The sequence below is a fragment of the Acinetobacter gyllenbergii CIP 110306 = MTCC 11365 genome (assembly GCF_000413855.1).
Lineage (GTDB): Bacteria > Pseudomonadota > Gammaproteobacteria > Pseudomonadales > Moraxellaceae > Acinetobacter > Acinetobacter gyllenbergii.
Window position 1 is genome coordinate 117,668 of record NZ_ATGG01000009.1, and the last position, 17,495, is coordinate 135,162.

General features: G+C 38.5%; 14 protein-coding genes and 1 pseudogene. 8 read left to right on the forward strand and 7 right to left on the reverse strand.

Going from position 1 to position 17,495, the window contains the following annotated elements; translation table 11 throughout:
- The first annotated feature begins 1 nt into the window (after position 1).
- A complete protein-coding gene (gene glpD, locus F957_RS15600; protein WP_016541216.1) occupies positions 2-1,522 on the forward strand; it encodes a glycerol-3-phosphate dehydrogenase in 1,521 nt (506 codons plus the stop codon).
- A 53-nt stretch (positions 1,523-1,575) separates the two neighbouring features.
- Here the strand turns inward: glpD and F957_RS15595 are convergent, their stop codons facing one another.
- The 3 genes from F957_RS15595 to F957_RS15585 all read right to left on the reverse strand — a co-directional run bounded on the left by F957_RS15595 (position 1,576) and on the right by F957_RS15585 (position 6,692).
- Positions 1,576-3,768 carry a TonB-dependent siderophore receptor gene (locus F957_RS15595; protein WP_016660207.1) on the reverse strand — a complete coding sequence of 731 codons (2,193 nt, stop codon included), beginning with the start codon at positions 3,766-3,768 and terminating at the stop codon, positions 1,576-1,578.
- 162 nt (positions 3,769-3,930) lie between these two features.
- Positions 3,931-4,638, reverse strand: a complete 708-nt coding sequence (locus F957_RS15590; protein ID WP_016541218.1) for a hypothetical protein — start codon at positions 4,636-4,638, stop codon at positions 3,931-3,933.
- 224 nt (positions 4,639-4,862) lie between these two features.
- Positions 4,863-6,692 (reverse strand): phosphoenolpyruvate carboxykinase (GTP), encoded by a 1,830-nt coding sequence (locus F957_RS15585; protein WP_016541219.1) that lies wholly within the window; start codon positions 6,690-6,692, stop codon positions 4,863-4,865.
- Between the two features lie 398 nt (positions 6,693-7,090).
- Between F957_RS15585 and F957_RS15580 the strand changes: the two genes are divergently transcribed.
- From F957_RS15580 to groL, 4 genes are all read left to right on the forward strand, one after another.
- On the forward strand, positions 7,091-8,029 hold the full coding sequence (locus F957_RS15580; RefSeq protein WP_016541220.1) for a diacylglycerol/lipid kinase family protein: 939 nt from the start codon (positions 7,091-7,093) through the stop codon (positions 8,027-8,029).
- Positions 8,010-8,777, forward strand: coding sequence for a metallophosphoesterase family protein (locus F957_RS15575; protein WP_016541221.1), 768 nt, complete (start codon positions 8,010-8,012; stop codon positions 8,775-8,777). The genes F957_RS15580 and F957_RS15575 overlap by 20 nt, the downstream gene beginning before the upstream one ends.
- A 175-nt stretch (positions 8,778-8,952) precedes the next feature.
- A complete protein-coding gene (locus tag F957_RS15570) occupies positions 8,953-9,243 on the forward strand; it encodes a co-chaperone GroES (protein WP_004801462.1) in 291 nt (96 codons plus the stop codon).
- A 58-nt stretch (positions 9,244-9,301) separates the two neighbouring features.
- The gene (gene groL, locus F957_RS15565) at positions 9,302-10,936 is read left to right on the forward strand and encodes a chaperonin GroEL (RefSeq protein ID WP_016541222.1); all 1,635 of its coding nucleotides are present in this window, start codon (positions 9,302-9,304) and stop codon (positions 10,934-10,936) included.
- A 267-nt stretch (positions 10,937-11,203) separates the two neighbouring features.
- Here the strand turns inward: groL and F957_RS15560 are convergent, their stop codons facing one another.
- Positions 11,204-11,419: a hypothetical protein gene (locus F957_RS15560; protein ID WP_004828347.1), complete on the reverse strand. Its 216-nt coding sequence runs from the start codon at positions 11,417-11,419 to the stop codon at positions 11,204-11,206.
- Positions 11,420-11,705: 286 nt separating this feature from the next.
- Positions 11,706-12,398: a hypothetical protein gene (locus F957_RS15555; RefSeq protein ID WP_004828350.1), complete on the reverse strand. Its 693-nt coding sequence runs from the start codon at positions 12,396-12,398 to the stop codon at positions 11,706-11,708.
- A 592-nt stretch (positions 12,399-12,990) separates the two neighbouring features.
- On the opposite strand from F957_RS15555, the gene F957_RS15550 reads away from it, so the two are divergent.
- Positions 12,991-13,938: a MobA/MobL family protein gene (locus tag F957_RS15550; RefSeq protein WP_004828353.1), complete on the forward strand. Its 948-nt coding sequence runs from the start codon at positions 12,991-12,993 to the stop codon at positions 13,936-13,938.
- Positions 13,939-14,091: 153 nt separating this feature from the next.
- On the opposite strand, the gene F957_RS15545 is transcribed toward F957_RS15550, so the two are convergent.
- Both F957_RS15545 and F957_RS15540 read right to left on the reverse strand, forming a co-directional pair.
- Entirely contained in the window at positions 14,092-14,943 is an 852-nt protein-coding gene (locus tag F957_RS15545; protein ID WP_004828355.1) for a hypothetical protein, read from the reverse strand.
- Complete coding sequence (locus tag F957_RS15540) at positions 14,930-15,274, reverse strand: hypothetical protein (protein WP_004828357.1); 345 nt, start codon at positions 15,272-15,274, stop codon at positions 14,930-14,932. The genes F957_RS15545 and F957_RS15540 overlap by 14 nt, the downstream gene beginning before the upstream one ends.
- Positions 15,275-16,617: 1,343 nt before the next feature.
- Here F957_RS15540 and F957_RS15535 point away from each other — a divergent pair.
- Both F957_RS15535 and F957_RS21080 read left to right on the forward strand, forming a co-directional pair.
- Positions 16,618-17,226: a sortase family protein gene (locus F957_RS15535; RefSeq protein ID WP_004828358.1), complete on the forward strand. Its 609-nt coding sequence runs from the start codon at positions 16,618-16,620 to the stop codon at positions 17,224-17,226.
- A gap of 30 nt (positions 17,227-17,256) precedes the next feature.
- A pseudogene (locus tag F957_RS21080) lies at positions 17,257-17,495 on the forward strand (CAP domain-containing protein); the annotation flags it as partial.

A 17,495-nucleotide genomic window follows, 5' to 3' on the forward strand; every position in this document is an offset into this window, starting at 1 on the left:
TATGCAAACTTCTCCTCAGTCAAATGACAAAATATACGACCTTGCTGTGATCGGTGGTGGTATCAATGGTGTTGGTATCGCAGCAGATGCTTCGGGTCGTGGCTTATCTGTATTCCTATGTGAAAAAGATGACTTGGCCAGCCATACATCTTCTGCAAGCAGTAAATTGATTCATGGTGGTTTACGCTACCTTGAACATAAAGAGTTTCGCTTGGTACGTGAAGCCTTGGCTGAACGCGAAGTATTGTTGGCAAAAGCACCCCACATTATCCGTCCAATGCGTTTTATCATGCCGCATCGTCCACATTTGCGTCCAGCATGGTTGATTCGTACTGGATTGTTCTTTTACGATCACTTGGGCAAGCGTGAAAAACTATTGGGTTCGAACAACGTTTATTTTAAAGAAGACAGTCCATTAAATACTGCAATTACTCGTGGTTTTGAATATTCAGATTGTGCGGTAGATGACTCTCGCTTAGTTGTGCTAAATGCTATGCATGCCCGCGAAAAAGGCGCTGATATTGTGACACGTACTCGTTGCCTATCAGCACAGCGTGAAGGTCAATACTGGATTGTTGATTTGGAAAATGAAAAAGGTCAATTCCAGATCAAAGCCAAGGCTTTAGTGAATGCGGCTGGCCCTTGGGTGGCACAATTCATTAAGCAAGATTTACAGCTTAAATCACCGTATGGCATTCGTTTGATTCAAGGTAGTCATATCATTGTGCCGAAGCTGTATGAAGGTGATAAAGCCTTTATCATGCAGAATGATGACCGTCGTATTGTGTTCGCAATTCCGTATTTAGACCAATACACCATGATTGGTACCACGGATCGTGAGTATCAAGGTGATCCTGCGCAAGTCAAAATTACCCAAGAAGAAATTGATTACTTAATTGAAGTAAGTAATGCACACTTTAAGAGCCAATTGACACAAGCTGATATTATTTCGACTTTTGCTGGTGTACGCCCATTATGTGATGATGAGTCGGACAATCCATCTGCAATTACCCGTGATTATACTTTGGCTTTATCGCAAGAATCAGAAGATCAAGCCCCATTACTGTCTGTGTTTGGCGGTAAGTTAACCACGTATCGTAAGTTGGCTGAGTCTGCCATGCAGCAACTCAAAGCTTTCTTCCCTGAGATGAAGGGCAGTTGGACCGCAACAGAAGCTTTGCCTGGTGGCGAAAATATGGCATCTGTTGAGCAGTTGGCAAATGAAATCCGTGCACAAGTGACGGATACGTCTGAAGCGTTAGCAAAACGTTGGGCATCTGCTTATGGTTCACGTATTTGGAATATTTTAGGTGAGGCAACGTCGGTTGAGCAGTTAGGTCAGCATTTTGGTCAAGGTTTGTATGCCAAAGAAGTGGACTATTTATGCCGCTTTGAGTGGGTAACGACCAGTCAAGATATTTTGTGGAGACGTTCTAAATTGGGTCTCAACTTTGCACCAACTGAAATTGAAAGCTTAGATGCCTATTTAGCAAATAAGCCAAATACCACGGTTGCTGCTTAAAAGTTTTCAATAAAAAAGCCCCTTTGAATAAGGGGCTTTTTTATTGAGCTTAATTAGTACTTGAAGCGGAATGCTACAGTGTAATTGGCGGGTGCGCCATAGAAGGCTTGTCCATCAGTAAAGCTGTTTAAATATGTTTTATTCGTAACATTATTGGCATTGGCTTGAATAGAAAGATTTGGACTAATGTCATAGCTTGCCATCAAATTGAGCAGTGCATAATCACTTTGTTTAAGATAAGTACTATAGCTTGGGTCAAAACGGGTGATTTTACTTTGCCATTTCACACCTGCACCGACTTTTAATTTTGGTAGCTGAGCAGGGGAGTAGGTCGTTAATAGATTAAAGCTTTGTGTTGGGTTGTAAGTTCGTGCAGCTCCGCCATTCTTCAGATCTTGCAGGCTAAACTGGGTATAGCCGAGAGAAACATTGACTTGATCTGTTAATTGTCCGGCTAAACCAACTTCTACACCTTGTGAGCGCAAATCACTAATTTCAACTTTACGATTGATCGAAGGATTATCGGTTGAGCGAAGCGGATAGTTATTTTCCTCGGTTCTAAATACAGCCAGTGTCCCAGTAAGCTTGTTGTCTAGCCAAGAACTCTTAAAGCCGACTTCATAGCTTTTACCTTCAATTGGATCCGCAACTTTGCCCGTTGCTTTGTCAACGGCGGTTTGTGGGCGGAAAATCGAGGTATAACTCATATAACCGGTATATTCAGGAGTGAAGTTATAAGTAATACCTGCATAAGGTGAAACTTTATTTTCATCGTAAACCATAGGTGCATCGTAACTTATGCCTTCGCTCTTGGCTTGGACGTAATTTGCACCGAGGGTTAATTTTAAATCCTCATTGAAGTGTAGGCGTGTCGCTGCATAAATTGATTGATTGCGTTGTGTATAGTCAGCTGTTTTTGTAAATGCGCCCCAAGACACATTACTCGGTGTCCAACTTGCCCAGTCTGTTGTACATTGAGCTTCGTAAGTATTTGGGTTTGTACCACGTACACATGTGCCAATATTACTGTCTTGAATATCGCCTACAATTTGAGCATCATTTTGTTTGCTCTGAGTAAAGCTATAGCCAATAATGGCTTCGTGTTGTTGACCAAATAATTCAAATTTTCCGTTTAGATTAAGATCAACACTGTGTTGTTTGTTTTTTTCATGAAAGCCCTTGGCGGTAAGATCGACATCTGCGCCGTTTGCCATCGGATAACCATAATAGTAGAGCAGTCGGCTGTCGCGATTTTTTTCATTATAGTTATAGTTTAGGTTGGCTGACCAAGACTCGGAAAGTTTCTGTTTGAGTTCAAAGAAAGCATTTCGAGATGTGTTGTCCCAATAGGCCCAATCTGGATTAGGGTTGTAAGAGCGATCATAACTGATTTGTTTACCATTTGAATCCATTAATGGTAAAGCACCCCAGTTATTGGCATTGGGCTTATTTTTTTCTTGGCTAGCTCCTACTGTGAATAAGGTGGAGTCACTTAGATCGGCTTCTAAAACTCCTGCAATGCCATTTTTCTCAGAAGAATAGCGGTCTAAGTGAGAATCACCAGTTTGTTGGAAACCAGATATACGACCACGTACAGCACCATTTGATGACAGGCTACCTGAGGCATCTGCCTCATAACGTTGCGTATCCCATGAGCCATAGCTCAGCCCAGCATTGGCTTGGAATGCTTTGGTGGGGCGTTTACGGATATAGTTGATGGTTGCGCTTGGATCACCAAAAGCATTGGTGAGTGCATCCGCACCTTTAATCACTTCAATGCGATCATAAAAATAGCTGTCTGGATTGGTGTCGTTATAATTCCATTCGCCTGAAGGAAATCCAATCCCATCAACCAAAATGTTGGAAATTTCAAAACCACGTGCCATATAAACAGAGCGTTCGGTTTCAAGGGAATTAACCGTTACGCCTGGGGTATTGTTGAGCACATCTCTAGAACTGGTTAAGCCAAAATCTTCGATTTGTTGGCGTGTTACTACATTAATTGTTTGTGGGATTTCTTTGGCTTCAATATCGAGTTTGGTGGCGCTTGCACTATTTTTAATAGCATATGCTTTGGTTTTTTCACTGGCATCGTTGTCTTGTGATGCTTGAACTTTGATGGTTGGAAGTTGTTGTGATCCTTCCTCAAGTGCATGACTGTATGAACTGATGCTGACGAATGTGGAGATGGCTAAAAAAAGAGGGGTACGTTTAAATAGCGGGGAGAAGCTCATATCTACAACCATGTAAATGAGAAATATTATTGTTATAATTATTGTTAATGTTTGTTGGTTTTGCAATTTATTTCGTCTGAAGCTCGATAGAATTACTGACTCCGAGTTTGAGGCTTAATAGGAATTTTCGAAAAGAGAGTAAGAAAAAGGCCGCAGAAGCGACCTATGAGCAAGTTATGTCCAATCAAAGGTAAATAGGACGCGTCGAGTTTCGGGTTGATAAAACATCAAGATATTGTCGGCACCATGATTGCAATATTCCCAACCCGATGCGGAGGCAATAAAATAGTAACGCCGTTCGTGTTGATCAAAGATCTGTACAAAACAATTGTCATCTTGTTCAATATTTTGCAGTTTAAGCTGTTCCTCAATTGGGTAGCACCAGTTGCCATACTCAGCATCACCACCCAGTTGATTGAGTAAAATGGTGGGTTCTTTATTTTGATAATTGACATCAGATGTACTAATCACTCTTTTCTGTTCTAAGAAGCGTTGTTTGACCTGTCGAAAATCTTCATGCATTTCTTGGCTATGAGTCAAAACTTCAGCGTATAAAGGGTGATTTTTATTTTCTAAAATAAAATAGTGTTGATCAGCCAGCCAATGATATTGAGACTGCTCATCCAACTGTAAAATAAACCAATTTTCATGCGCAAATTGATTATAGAACTCAGCAGTTTCTGAGCCGATGTAGCACTCATAAGGCTCAATCGGATTGACTAAATGGATCCAGCCTTGCCATTCGGGATTGACCTGAGCAAGGTCAATCGAAATGAGGGGGAGTAAATGCTTTGCCAGAAAATTGTCTTTGGCTGTAAAAACAGTGCCTGGGTCTGGGAGTAATTTTAAAAAATCTTGTGCGGTTGTAAGGTCTTGTTGCATAACTTTTTCCTGCTTAAATGGATAAGATACGGATCTCTTTATATTTTTTAATGGACTTTTGCTGGCATCTTAAAGTCTTCATTTGTTCATCTTCGCTGGATGAAAATCACTTTTGAGGCTGTTAGTTTATTATAGTTTTGCAATTTAAGATGATAAAAAAGGCCGCCGTAGCGACCTTTTAATCTCCCTGAATCCCTCTTTAATAAAGAGGGAAACTAAGGTGCTTAAGCAGATTTAACAGCTGCTAATAATTCATTTTGACGATCTTTAAGTGCTTGAGGTAAGCGAGCGCCAAGTTTAGTGAATAACTCAGTGTGGCTTTCAAGTTCTTTGATCCATTGATCTTTATCTTGCGCTGTTACGGTATTGAATTGCTCTTTAGAGAAATCGATACCAGTCCAGTTCAACTGTTCGTAAGTTGGAACCAAACCGATTGGTGTTTCAGTCGCATCAGCACGGCCTTCACAACGATCAATGATCCATTCAAGAACACGCATGTTTTGACCGAAACCAGGCCATACGAAGTTGCCTTCAGCATCACGACGGAACCAGTTTACGTTGAAGATTTTTGGTAATTTATTACCAGCAGCTTCAGCTTTTTCGCCTACTTTTTTACCCATGTCTAACCAGTGACCGAAGTAATCAGCCATGTTATAACCCGCAAATGGAAGCATTGCGAATGGGTCACGACGAACGATACCTTGTTGGCCAACAGCCGCCGCAGTGGTTTCAGAGCCCATGGTTGCAGCTTTATAAACGCCATCAACCCAGTCAAATGCTTCAGAAACTAAAGGCACTGTATCTGCACGACGACCACCGAAGATGAATGCAGAGATTGGTACGCCTGCTGGATTTTCCCAGTCAGCGTCAATTGAAGGGCATTGACCCGCAGAAACGGTAAAGCGTGAGTTTGGATGCGCTGCTTTTTCGCCTTCAACGTATGGTTGACCTTTCCAAGTGATCAGGTCTGCTGGAACTTCTTTAGTCAGACCTTCCCACCATACTTCGCCATCTTTAGTCACTGCAACGTTGGTGTAAATCACATCTTTATGCATGGTTGCGATACAGTTCGGGTTAGTCTTGGTATTTGTACCAGGCGCAACACCGAAGAAACCAGCTTCAGGATTGATTGCATATAAGCGACCATCTTCACCTGGTTTAATCCAAGCAATATCGTCACCTACGGTTTCGATCTTCCAGCCTTCGTAGCCTGCTGGTGGAATCAACATTGCAAAGTTGGTTTTACCACAAGCAGAAGGGAATGCTGCTGCGATGTAGTGTTTTTCACCTTGCGGATTGGTCACGCCTAAAATAAGCATGTGTTCAGCTAACCAGCCTTGCTCACGACCCATTGCAGAAGCAATACGTAATGCTAAGCATTTTTTGCCTAGAAGTGCATTACCGCCGTAGCCAGAACCGTAAGACCAGATTTCACGTGTTTCTGGGTAATGAACGATGTATTTTTCATTGTTACATGGCCAAGCAACATCTTTCTCGCCATCTTTAAGTGGCGCAGCAACGGTATGTACGCATGGGATAAACTCGCCATCTGTACCTAACACGTCATAAACTGCTTTGCCCATACGTGCCATTTTTGTCATGCTGACAGCAACGTAAGGAGAATCTGTTAACTCAATACCGATGTGAGCAATGTGGCTTCCTAAAGGACCCATCGAGAAGGGAACCACATACATGGTACGGCCTTCCATTGCACCGTCAAATAATCCATTTAATTTTGCGCGCATCTCAGCAGGAGCAACCCAGTTATTGGTTGCGCCAGCATCTTCTTGATTTTGAGAGCAGATATAAGTGCGATCTTCAACACGAGCAACGTCAGAAGGGTCAGAATTTGCAAGATAAGAACCAGGATGTTTTTCTTGGTTGAGCTTTTGCATGGTGCCGTTAGCGATCATCAAGTCCATTAGACGTTGATATTCCTCTTCGCTTCCGTCACACCATTCGATTTTTGCTGGTTTGGTTAATTTTGCAATTTCTTCCACCCATGCAATAAGCTTAGGGTGACGAACGAATTCTGGTGCGTTCACTTGGGTCATGGTGATGCCTTTTTAAAGTGTGTACAACGTACAAATTCTATCTACTGGATGGCAGTAAGACAGATGAAGTAAAAAAAGTGGCTGTATTAAAGCATAAAATCATAAAAAATATAAGACTAAAGAATAGGTGGTACTGTTAATGCAAAAATGTATATTTAATTTTATATAGTTGTTTTTTATCAGTTTTTATATTTTATATTTTACTATTTTGTTTATTTATATATGTTATTTTTGTTATAAATCACCAATAAAAACAATAACTTGATTTTATTTTTATTTTTATGAGAATTGTTATTGATTATATGAATGAAGCTCATTCAAAATTTACATAAACAAGCTTTTATTTGTTGATTTTGTAAACAAAAATATGATTATTCTCGCCCTAGAGGTTGATGTTCATGAGCCAAAATTTAAAGCCTTTATCGATTATTTATAACCAAAAATCAGGATTCCATGCTGCACAGCAGGATGAAGAATATGAACGCCTCATGACTTTGTGGACGCAATATGGATTTGAGATACAGGTGTTTGAGCTTAACCCACAGATCAACTTTGAAGAAATGATGGCAACGGTTTTAGTTCGACATCAGCAAGCGGATTTACGTGGCGTCGTCGTTGCGGCAGGAGGAGACGGTACACTGAATGCCGTAGCAAAAAAGTTAATGCATACGGATATCCCTATGGGAATTATGCCATTGGGGACATTTAACTATGTGGCTCGGGCATTGAATATTCCAATTGATGTTGCTCAGGCTGCAGCAGTAATTGCGACTGGGGCGATACAAGAAGTCCATGTTGCAGCAATCAATGACCAGATCTATCTGAATAATGCGAGCTTAGGGCTCTATCCCTTATTTATAAAAAAGCGGGAACGCTATAATCAACGTTTTGGGCGATTCCCTTTGAATGCATATACATCCGGCTTAGATGTATTGCTGCGTGAATATAAATCTTTAAAACTTGCGGTAACCATTGATGAGCAGCAATATCCCGTTGCGACACCTTTGGCTTTTTTTGGTAATAACCAACTACAACTGAGTGATATGAAATTAAGGATTGCAGAGTGTGCTGCACATGGCAAGTTAGCAGGGGTTGTTGTTGCTAAGAGTGACCGTCTCAGTTTAATGAAAATGTTATGGAAATTGGTTCAGGGCAAAATCGATCAAGCTTCTGATGTGTATTCATTTTGTGCCGAACATATACAGGTGAACTGTAAAAAGCCAAAATTAACGGTGGCAATAGATGGAGAGCTTATGGAGATGGACACGCCATTAAAATTTTCAGTTAAAAAATCAGCTTTAAAAGTGATGGTTCCGAATGCTGTTACATCTGTCTGATCTGCATTTCGGTACTGAACGTGAAGGCTGCATTCAAGCGATAAAGCAATTTTGCCAGCAACATCGCCCAGAAGCCATCGTGGTGAGTGGAGATTTGACACAACGTGCGCGTTTTAAGCAGTTTTATGCATGTCGGCAATTTCTAGACTCTCTCAATCTTCCTTATATTGTTGTCCCTGGTAATCATGATATTCCGCTGTATCATGTCTGGAATCGTTTTTTCTCTCCCTTTGTGCGTTATCAGGCATTTTTTGGCCGCTTAGAAACAACTTTAGAAACTGAACATTTTTATATAGTGGGAATGAACAGTATTCGGCGGAGATATCATACGCGTGGGCATATTTCGCTTGATCAAATTCATGAAACCTATGAAAAGCTCAATCATGCACCTGCGAATAAACTAAAACTGGTGGTTTTTCATCAGCCCTTTTATACCTTTCCGAATGAGCATGGTGATAAAGATTGCCCTGTACTTGGAAAAATTGCTTTAGAACGTTGGGGGGCAACTGGTTTATTCGGTCTATTACATGGGCATTTACATAAAGTTGCTGTACATGATTTAAATCAAATTTTTCATTTAGGATTTGATCACCCAATTTTAGATATCCATGCAGGCACAGCGACTTCAAACCGATTACGCTTTGGATTAACCAATAGTTTTAATGTAATTTCGGATGATGGCAAGATTGAGCATTATTGGTTTGATGAGAAAGAACAAATCTTTGTCCCATCTCAAATTGTTGTTTAATTCAGCAGCTTTTGTTGTTGTGTTTAAAAAAACATCTAATAAGTACAATTTTTTTTCTTTTCCCCCTTGAAGCTATTTTTTTCAACCCCACAAAAGTGGCATATCAAAATTTTATGTATTGCCATGCATTGGCGATACACATTAATCAAAAAGACTAAGTCTGATGGAGTTAACTATGAGCAACATTCGTCCATTACATGATCGTGTTGTGATTCGTCGCGTAGAAGAAGAAACTAAAACGGCTGGTGGTATTTTACTTCCAGGTTCTGCTGCTGAAAAACCATCGCAAGGTGAAGTAATCGCAGTAGGTAATGGTCAAATCACTGACAACGGCATTCGTGCTTTAGACGTTAAAGTTGGCGACAAAGTATTGTTTGGTACTTATGCGGGTACAACGGTAAAAGTAAGCGGTGAAGAGCTCTTGATCATGAAAGAGTCTGACATCTTAGCGGTACTTGAAGGCTAATCGGCACATAACTCACAAATTATCAGATACAGTAATTTAAAAAGATTCGGAGTTTCACATGTCAGCTAAAGACGTAAAATTTGGTGATTCAGCTCGCTCAAAAATGATTGCAGGCGTAAACACACTTGCAGATGCAGTAAAAGTTACTTTAGGTCCTAAAGGCCGTAACGTTGTCATCGATCGTTCTTTCGGTGCACCGCACATCACTAAAGATGGTGTAACAGTTGCGAAAGAAATTTCATTGAAAGACAAGTTTGAAAACATGGGTGCTCAACTTGTTCGTGAAGTGTCTTCTAAAACTAATGACATCGCGGGTGACGGTACAACAACGGCAACTGTACTTGCTCAAGCCATCTTAAATGAAGGGATCAAATCAGTGACTGCTGGTATGAACCCAATGGATTTAAAACGTGGTATCGACATCGCTGTAAAAACAGTTGTTGAAAATATCCGTACCAATGCAAAGCCTGCTGATGATTTCAAAGCAATTGAACAAGTAGGTTCAATCTCTGCGAACTCTGATACTACTGTTGGTAAACTGATCGCTCAAGCGATGGAAAAAGTCGGTAAAGAAGGTGTTATCACTGTAGAAGAAGGTTCTGGCTTTGAAGACGCTTTAGATGTTGTAGAAGGTATGCAGTTCGACCGTGGTTATATCTCTCCATATTTTGCGAACAAGCAAGATACTTTAACTGCTGAACTTGAAAATCCGTTCATCCTTCTTGTTGATAAAAAAATCAGCAATATCCGTGAATTGATTACGGTATTAGAAGCTGTTGCTAAAACAGGTAAACCACTGCTTATCATCGCTGAAGATGTTGAAGGCGAAGCGCTTGCGACACTTGTTGTGAACAACATGCGCGGTATTATCAAAGTATGTGCGGTTAAAGCACCTGGTTTTGGTGATCGTCGTAAAGCAATGCTTCAAGACATCGCGATCTTGACTGGCGCGACTGTGATTTCTGAAGAAGTCGGCATGTCTTTAGAGCAAGCTTCTCTTCAAGATCTAGGTACTGCACACAAAATCACTGTTTCTAAAGAGAATACTGTGATTGTTGATGGTGCTGGTAATGCTGCACAAATCGCTGAACGTGTTCAACAGATCCGTGCGCAAATCGAAGAATCTACTTCTGAATATGACAAAGAAAAACTTCAAGAACGCGTTGCTAAATTAGCAGGCGGTGTTGCAGTCATCAAAATTGGTGCAGCAACTGAAGTTGAAATGAAAGAGAAGAAAGACCGTGTAGACGATGCACTTCATGCAACTCGCGCAGCAGTTGAGGAAGGTGTTGTTGCGGGTGGTGGTGTTGCTCTGGTACGTGCTGTAAACGTATTGGATGGCTTAAAAGGTGCAAACGAAGATCAAACTGCGGGTATCAACATTTTACGCCGTGCGATTGAAGCGCCACTTCGTCAAATTGTTGCAAACGCAGGTGATGAGCCTTCAGTTGTAATTAACGCGGTGAAAGGTGGTGAAGGTAACTTTGGTTATAATGCTGCAACTGGTGAATATGGCGATATGTTAGAGATGGGTATTCTTGACCCTGCTAAAGTAACGCGTTCTGCACTTGAACACGCAGCTTCTGTTGCTGGTTTGATGTTAACCACAGAATGTATGATTACTGATATCCCAGAAGATAAACCTGCTGCTCCAGATATGGGTGGCATGGGTGGTATGGGCGGCATGATGTAAACCGCGCATATGTGGTTTAAGTTATTGTAATTTAATAATATTTAATCAGTATTTGTTAAACTTACTCATAATGTTACTCACATTCAAGTTTGTTACAAAAAAGGTCACAAATTTTATTTGTGACCTTTTTAATTTTATAGATCTACTAGATCTCTTAAAAACTAAAGTCATCATATTAGATAAGAATTTAACTATTGGATGAATGAAAATATTGAAAAAATACGCCTGAGAAAAATCAGGCGTTTTTGACTTAGAACAACAGCTATTTCATTCTGACGTAAGAGTGGAGTTTTCCTCATGAATAATACAGGAAAGGACATAGCTATTAAGCCAGTAATTTTTACGTCCATCTTTGATTGGTCTTGTCACGCGACCAGTTTTAATTCGATCATATAGCTCCTTTTCTGAAATATTCATGCGCAAAGCGAATTCGGCAGTAGATACTCGACGTTCGGTATTAGTTAGGTCTATAGATACAGCCATTAAATATCTCCTTCAATAAAGTTTTAAGAGAAAACCTCTTAAAATAAAGGCTATCAAAATATAAAAAAAAAAGATGAGATATATGGAAAAAAACCAAAAAAAGATGAGATATATGCAGAAAATAAAAAAAGATGAGATATGTTTAAAAAATAAAAAAAAGACTTATTTTTTTTATTATATCAGTAAATAATCTTTTGTAAGTTGTCAGTAATAACAACGTTAGCTCATTAGCCCATTTAAAATAAATGAGCTAAACGTATACTACTTTATCTTTTAAGCTATATTTTTATTTAAAAGGCATCCTTGGGTCAGATAAAATAGAGTTTTTCTTATCGTTAAAGTTTCTACCAATTTCTGAGAACTTAAATTCATTTATTTCATATTCTGAAAATAATTCTCTGTTAAAATAATTTTTAGTCTGATAAAGCTCTACCATCTTAAGTGTAATATCCAGATAATTCATTTCAATATCTTTAGATTTTAAAAATGATATAAGCACACTGCCAAGAAAAAACTTCTCATGATTCTCTTTTTTCCTGTCTTTTATCTTCTGATTTCTTTGCTTATACGAATTATTCAAAGATTTTTTAATTTCATAGTGTGCTTTTTGTTTGATTTCATATGGAATTTTTCTATTGTAATTTTTTAGCATTTTTAATGTTATTTTTAATCTTTCTTCAGTCTGAGAAAAAGGATCTTCATATCCACTAAAATCAACGATATCATTTTCAATATCAGAGCGATTACTCTTTTCGATTGTGCAGATAGAATCCATTAATTCTGATAATCTGTCTAATTCTAAGATTTTGTGATATTTATTATTTAATCTTTTTGTGTCTTCTTCGGTAAATTGATTTTCTGTTTTCGATTGAATTAATTGAAGTACCAACTCATCTGAATGAGTACGTCTTGCTATCTGATTTAAGTGTTTTTCAACTCTTAAAATTATTTCTCTCACTGTTAATTTAACTCTAGCCATTTTTAAACCATCTGTTTTTAGGAAAATGTTGGTATATCACAAAGTCTAAAAAAAAATCGTCAAAAGTTGATGTTTTCAAAAAATACTACTCTTCTGTTAATTTGAGCTGTTAATTTATGGCTGTTAATAGTGGGACAGATAAAAAATATTTTTTGCGAATGCAAAAAAGATTTTTTATATCTCGTATCCGTGTCTTTTAAATTTCGCTTCGCTTTCATTTAAAAGACACTTCTCCTCGTGCTGCGCAGCCCTGTTAATTTTTAAGTATATGATTTTTAATGATTATAGGGTGTTACTCTTATGTGCTATCGGCGTTACTCATATTTTAAAGAGTGTTACTCTTATTTATTTAAGCTGTTACACGTATTTTATAAATATCTTATGTGACTGTTTTTATTGGTAAAAATTGATATTTTTTAATTTTTTAGTCTGTTACTCTTATTTTTAGGTTCTGTTACTCGTGCAATTTTATTAAATGTGTGTTTTTTGATCGAAATTTAAGTTTTTTTCATTTTTCTTCACCAAACGAATCATGATTTTTTAAAATTTTGTAGGATCCGATATTCCAATTTAATTAATATCGGAAGTAAAGATGTATTATTTTCATTTAAGTCACAACGTTAAAGGTGATAGTCAAATAAAATTGAGTGACGGTCATTCAAAGTATCGACTATCAAAAAGTGCCTATCACTATATTACTCGCACCTTATATTTTTCTAAGCATAAAAGTGAGATTGAAGAGCTTGAATATTGTGCTTCTTATCATATGCCAGCTTGGGTCGATAATCATCCCGATCAGTTTTGGTATGCAGCAGATCAATATACAAGTGAGACCCGACGAACCTCATCACATATTACAATCGCTTTGCCAAAAGAATTGGATGAAAATCGGCGCATTGAATTATCTGAAAGGTTAATGCATGAGTTTTGTGGTCAATATAAAATGCCATGTACAATCGCAATTCATAATCATGTTGCTGCGCTGGATGGACAGTCAGAACAACCACATTTACATTTATTATTTTCAGAAAAAAGTATGTTGGATAATATCCAACGTTTACCAGAACAGTTCTTCAAGCAATATCGTCAAAAAAATCCTGATAAAGGTGGTGCATTAAAAATCACGGCTGATGTGCTTGGGTTTGGTCGTAACATATTATTTCACTACCGAACAAAAACTGAAAAAATAATAAATGAATTTTTAGAAAAATATGCGCCAACTAAGATTGTAGAAATTCATGGTCTTAAATTAGAAGTGAGCAGTGCAGTGTCATGTTTATCAAATGAAGATTATAATAAAAAATATGGAACTAAATTAAAGGATGTTCCTCAAATTCCTAGGCACTTACTGTATAGCACCGATCCTGAAGATCAAGACACAGTGAAAAATTATAGAAAGGAGATTCGGGAAATTCGTCAAAATAACTTATGTGAACTCTATAAAAAAGAGTATGAGTTAGCGTTGGCTAAAAAACGTGAACAGGAAAATACGAATACACATTATCGTGATCAATCGAAAGATCTAGATTATGACTTTTAATATACATACATTAAATAACTAAGGTCGGTTATCTCTGATGAGCCAGTTGAATGGATTTAATCAGTCTTTGTTTAACCTTTGATTTAATCAAATGATCCGTTTATGAACTTCCTATAGACGGATCATTTGAAATTGGTCTTCGTTCGATTTGACCTATTTCTTTAAATAATTTTCCATTTGTAGCTGTTCAAGCATGTGCCATTGATAGCGCTCATGTCCTGCAAAATTCTGTTTGATATATACAATATGTTGAAGAATCCGCTTCTGATACTTTAAGAGTTGTTGAATACGTAGATCATCACAATCAATATCTACACGGTGCTGCCTGAGTGCTTGATAAAAGCAGCGGTAATTGACATCCATATTTTTTAACGTTTCGTTTGATGCAGCAGGGTGGAGGGGTTGGCTTAATCCTTTTACTGAATAAGATTCACGCGTGACAAAGTCGGGGCGCAGACGGGATTCTTTTGCCACTTTTAATGTTGGTTCAAATGTATTTGATTTAACCTTGATATTTTGAAATGCCTGTTGTATTGAACTCATTAACATGGATGACTGGACGGCTTGAGCAGACTTCTCCAGAGAGGGGGTGATTACGACGGGATCAGGAGTTGGTACGATCTCATTAGGCTGATTGTTTTGCCCGTTATTCAGCGTGATGAGTTGTTTTAATTTCTTATAATTAATCGTATAGAAATTGGTTTGTAGCCATTTGTTCTGTGCTAACTTTTCAATCACAAGAATTCCAGCTTGCTTTAACTTTGCCACAATTCGTTTGATTGTTGATACGCTATACACGCCAAGCGTCGCTTGCCATTGCTCGTAGCTATGGAACCAATACTTTTTTCCATTAAAAATTTTCCCCTCGTTATTTTCTAAGCAATAATGCAATTTCTGTAGAAAATTGGCAGCCGCTACGCCAAACGCTTTTGCAAGCGTAGGCGAAGCAATTAAAGGATAGTCTCCCGAAATCAGGAGATTGTTATTCTTCTTAGCCTTGGACATGACCAGCTCCAAACAGCACACGCTGTGCGCGCTCAATCAACTTGTGACGTTGATGCGTACGGAATGCCCATAAAGAGGAGAGGTTATTATTTTGATTAAACTTTGCGACTTCGAGAATTTGCTCATCATTCATTTCATGCATACATTCACGGATGATCTGATGTGCTTGTTCAAGTTCTTTGAGCAAGGAATTTGCGGTATCAACAGCAATATAAAGATTGGCGAGTGTCTGGCGTTGTGGATTTGAAATTGATTTACCGAGTTCAACAATTAGTTGAGAGGCTTGTTTTTTAGGTGTGCAAGTGTTTGCACCATGAAGAATTGCGTTCATAGCAGTAGTCCTAGATAAGTTTAATTACTTACCGCCATCACTTGTCACAATGATGGTGGCAGCTAAACAGGGGTGACAATACTGAATCTAGGCTCAGCCAACCTTACGGTTGCCCTGTCAAGCTGCCATAACGACTGCTAAACAGTAGACAAAAAAATAGCCGCAAGTGCGACATTTATTTGCACCTAGATTATATCAGGTTGTCACGCCTGAACACAGATTTTGCTGTGTAGGTTTAGCTTAACTGGGTATACCTTAAACTGTCAATGATCCAATTCAACCTTTTTACATATCTTAACATTAAATAATCTATTGATTCTCCTGAAGATATTTTGAATTTCTGACGGCTAGGAAACTGGTTGTTAGAATTTTTATGCACGATGGTCATTGTTCAATGTTTATTCTTTTTCTTGCTTTGAGAACTGATCTGAATAGGTCTTAGATGTGTTTAAGTCATAAACTCAGAGTGATTGCTGTTAATCATGAGCTGAATTCATGATCGATTTTTCAGTGCCTCATCAATGTTTAAGACTTTCACTAAGCTTTCTCTAATATGAATGGGTTGAATTAGGATATTACCCATAGCTTTATTGGATAAGATCATAAAAGGATAAGTCCATTCTGAATCATAACTCACATAACTAAACCGATTTCAATAAGCCAAATATTTAAAGGTGCGGTTGGGAAATTTATTGATTTATTTTATTGTTTTATCTTACTAAAGAAGAAAAGTCCATTTTAGTCTCATCCATTAAACCAAAATGAGCTAATCGAGTGGCTTAATTTGACCTCATGGGAAAAATCAAACACTTAACTTAAATTCTTACAAGTAATTTGATCGTCCAGATTTTAGTATTGGTAAAATTGACTAAAGCTTTGAATAAAATTAATATGGGCTCGCTGGCCTACATTGCCAGTCGGTTTTGACAGACCGTTGATCCAGCACAGAGAATAGCTCGCCTATTTTTTGTGGACCTTCTCGTCCCTCTTTTATCTTTATGGTAGGACAGAAGGGGGACACCTTCGGGTGTGCTGGTTCCTTGGATCCCAGTCTGTCAACCCTCTTTTGTTCTGCCACCATTATTTGACAGTGATATGGCAGAACTTCTTAAGATTCAAGGAGCTTCACATGTTGTATCTATCTTTTCTCATTTGTGCCTCACCACCTGTTCAACCTTGTTGTGCTTTGCAACGGGGACTAGACGGCTAACTATTATTCGTCTGTATTAAAAAACTTTTAACAAGAACAATCCAACGGTGGATGGCTAAATCACGCCTATAAAAATAGACCTTTTTATATCTGCTGGTGATTGTGAATTGCATTGAACATGTGGGGAACAACCATGACTGAATTAACTAAACCTAAAATTATTCCAATCGAAAACCGTCCTCAAAAATCCAAGCTATTTTTAAAATGTGTGGTCTTGCCGATTGTGATCTTTCTCATTGTTGCCAAAATCTTTTCCTTTGGTGCTTTTGCCTATATCTTCTTTGGCTTTGACCTGTTCTGGTTTGTGATCATTTACTACCTCTATCAATATGGAAATACATATTTCGATGGAATGACTGAGCAACTGAAACGCCAAGGGGAAACTTTTAACTATCAAAATCGTGGTGTCTGGATTAATAGTCAGGACAAAACTATCATCCTATTTGATCAGCCTGATCAACGTCTCGTCAAATATCCTTTTGACTACATTACCTCTGTGGGTCATTACAATCTGGTTGAAGATCGCTTTAGAACGACAACCACTGTGATCAGTAACCCAATGATGGGAACCCATGTTAACCAACAAGTCCATCGGACACCGATGAAACGTGAGTTCCAAGTCAATATTGGAACACGGGATCAATTTAAGCCAAATTATAGTCTTAAGGTGTTATTCCCTTGGCGTAGCCCAAAAATGGCCAGTGAAATCCGTCAACTCCTTTCGGCTGATCATTATCAATAACAACAATATAAAAATTTAAGGCAGTCAATCATGATGATTTCAAGATCGTTTATGCCATCTGTGCTGATGTTGTCAATCAGCACAGTCATGCTCGGATGTGGAGGCGGTTCAGGTGGAGATTCCAGTTCATCCAATGACGGTGGAACGGATAATCCAGATAATGGCAATACAATCCCTAAGCCCGTGACCTGTGTTGAAAGCCAATATCTGGAAGAGGGTGTATGTAAAAACAAGGTAGTGCAGAATATTCAGTCACTACCATTCAGTAC

Bases quoted from the DNA above. Each gene is read 5' to 3' on its own strand.
- F957_RS15545 (WP_004828355.1), bottom strand. From the start codon at position 14,943: ATGTCCAAGGCTAAGAAGAATAACAATCTCCTGATTTCGGGAGACTAT.
- F957_RS15560 (WP_004828347.1), bottom strand. From the start codon at position 11,419: ATGGCTGTATCTATAGACCTAACTAATACCGAACGTCGAGTATCTACT.
- groL (WP_016541222.1), top strand. From the start codon at position 9,302: ATGTCAGCTAAAGACGTAAAATTTGGTGATTCAGCTCGCTCAAAAATG.
- F957_RS15540 (WP_004828357.1), bottom strand. From the start codon at position 15,274: ATGAACGCAATTCTTCATGGTGCAAACACTTGCACACCTAAAAAACAA.
- F957_RS15580 (WP_016541220.1), top strand. From the start codon at position 7,091: ATGAGCCAAAATTTAAAGCCTTTATCGATTATTTATAACCAAAAATCA.
- F957_RS15595 (WP_016660207.1), bottom strand. From the start codon at position 3,768: ATGGTTGTAGATATGAGCTTCTCCCCGCTATTTAAACGTACCCCTCTT.
- F957_RS15585 (WP_016541219.1), bottom strand. From the start codon at position 6,692: ATGACCCAAGTGAACGCACCAGAATTCGTTCGTCACCCTAAGCTTATT.
- glpD (WP_016541216.1), top strand. From the start codon at position 2: ATGCAAACTTCTCCTCAGTCAAATGACAAAATATACGACCTTGCTGTG.
- F957_RS15535 (WP_004828358.1), top strand. From the start codon at position 16,618: ATGACTGAATTAACTAAACCTAAAATTATTCCAATCGAAAACCGTCCT.
- F957_RS15570 (WP_004801462.1), top strand. From the start codon at position 8,953: ATGAGCAACATTCGTCCATTACATGATCGTGTTGTGATTCGTCGCGTA.
- F957_RS15575 (WP_016541221.1), top strand. From the start codon at position 8,010: ATGCTGTTACATCTGTCTGATCTGCATTTCGGTACTGAACGTGAAGGC.
- F957_RS15550 (WP_004828353.1), top strand. From the start codon at position 12,991: ATGTATTATTTTCATTTAAGTCACAACGTTAAAGGTGATAGTCAAATA.
- F957_RS15555 (WP_004828350.1), bottom strand. From the start codon at position 12,398: ATGGCTAGAGTTAAATTAACAGTGAGAGAAATAATTTTAAGAGTTGAA.
- F957_RS15590 (WP_016541218.1), bottom strand. From the start codon at position 4,638: ATGCAACAAGACCTTACAACCGCACAAGATTTTTTAAAATTACTCCCA.